The sequence below is a fragment of the Gemella parahaemolysans genome, assembly GCF_053758945.1.
In genome coordinates, this window is record NZ_JBSMTP010000028.1 from 1 (window position 1) to 1,935 (window position 1,935).

Here is a 1,935-nt window from a genome sequence, read left to right on the forward strand (position 1 = left end):
CAGATAAAGCTGTAGTAAAAGATCCAGCTAACTTAACTCCAGAAGAGAAGAAAGCGATCGAAGACAAAGTTAAAGCTGTAAACCCAGATGCAACTGTAGTAGTAGACGATAAAGGAAATGCAACAGTAACAACACCAGAAGGAAACACAGCAGTAATTCCAGCAGCAGACTTAACTAAATCACCAGAAGAAGCAGCTAAGCCAAACGCAGGAAATGATATTGTTAAACCAGCGGCTAAGACAGAGGTTAAAGACCCAGCTAAATTAACAGACGCTGAGAAGAAAGCAATCGAAGACAAAGTTAAAGCTGTAAACCCAGGTGCAACTGTAGTAGTAGACGATAAAGGAAATGCAACAGTAACAACACCAGAAGGAAACACAGCAGTAATTCCAGCAGCGGACTTAACTAAATCACCAGAAGAAGCAGCTAAGCCAGAAGCAGGAAATACAGTAAACACACCAGCTGACAAAGCTGTAGTAAAAGATCCAGCTAACTTAACTCCAGAAGAGAAGAAAGCGATCGAAGACAAAGTTAAAGCTGTAAATCCAGGTGCAACTGTAGTAGTAGACGATAAAGGAAATGCAACAGTAACAACACCAGAAGGAAACACAGCAGTAATTCCAGCAGCAGACTTAACTAAATCACCAGAAGAAGCAGCTAAGCCAAACGCAGGAAATGACATTGTTAAACCAGCGGCTAAGACAGAGGTAAAAGATCCAGCTAAATTAACAGACGCTGAGAAGAAAGCAATTGAAGACAAAGTTAAAGCTGTAAATCCAGAAGCTAAAGTTGTAGTAGACGATAAAGGAAACGCAACAGTAACAACACCAGAAGGGAAAACAGCAGTAATTCCAGCGGCAGACTTAACTAAGTCACCAGAAGAAGCAGCTAAGCCAGAAGCAGGAAATACAGTAAATACACCAGCAGACAAAGCTGTAGTAAAAGATCCAGCTAACTTAACTCCAGAAGAGAAGAAAGCGATCGAAGACAAAGTTAAAGCTGTAAATCCAGGTGCAACAGTAGCAGTAGACGATAAAGGAAATGCAACAGTAACAACACCAGAAGGAAACACAGCAGTAATTCCAGCAGCAGACTTAACTAAATCACCAGAAGAAGCAGCTAAGCCAGAAGCAGGAAACAACGTAAACAAACCAGCGGATAAAGCTGTAGTAAAAGATCCAGCTAACTTAACTCCAGAAGAGAAGAAAGCAATCGAAGACAAAGTTAAAGCAGTAAACCCAGGTGCAACTGTAGTAGTAGACGATAAAGGAAATGCAACAGTAACAACACCAGAAGGAAACACAGCAGTAATTCCAGCGGCAGACTTAACTAAATCACCAGAAGAAGCAGCTAAGCCAAACGCAGGAAATGATATTGTTAAACCAGCGGCTAAGACAGAGGTTAAAGACCCAGCTAAATTAACAGACGCTGAGAAGAAAGCAATCGAAGACAAAGTTAAAGCAGTAAACCCAGGTGCAACTGTAGTAGTAGACGATAAAGGAAACGCAACAGTAACAACACCAGAAGGAAACACAGCAGTAATTCCAGCAGCAGACTTAACTAAATCACCAGAAGAAGCAGGTAAAGACAATGCAGGAAATGCAGTAAACACACCAGCAGCTAAGGTAGAAGTAAAAGATCCAGCTAAATTAACAGATGAAGAAAAAGCTAAAGTTAAGGAAGCAATTGAGTCAGTGAACCCAGGATCTAAAGTTGTAGTAGATGATAAAGGAAATGCAACAGTAACAACACCAGAAGGTGATGTAGTAGTAATTCCAGCAGCAGACTTAACTAAATCACCAGAAGAAGCAGGTAAAGAAAATGCAGGAAATGCAGTAAACACACCAGCAGCTAAGGTAGAAGTAAAAGATCCAGCTAAATTAACAGACGCTGAGAAGAAAGCAATCGAAGATAAAGTTAAAGCAGTAAACCCAG

At 40.7% G+C, this 1,935-nt stretch carries 1 pseudogene; it reads left to right on the top strand.

The features are described from left to right. Positions 1–1,935: pseudogene (locus tag ACWOBP_RS08080) on the top strand (hypothetical protein); the annotation flags it as partial.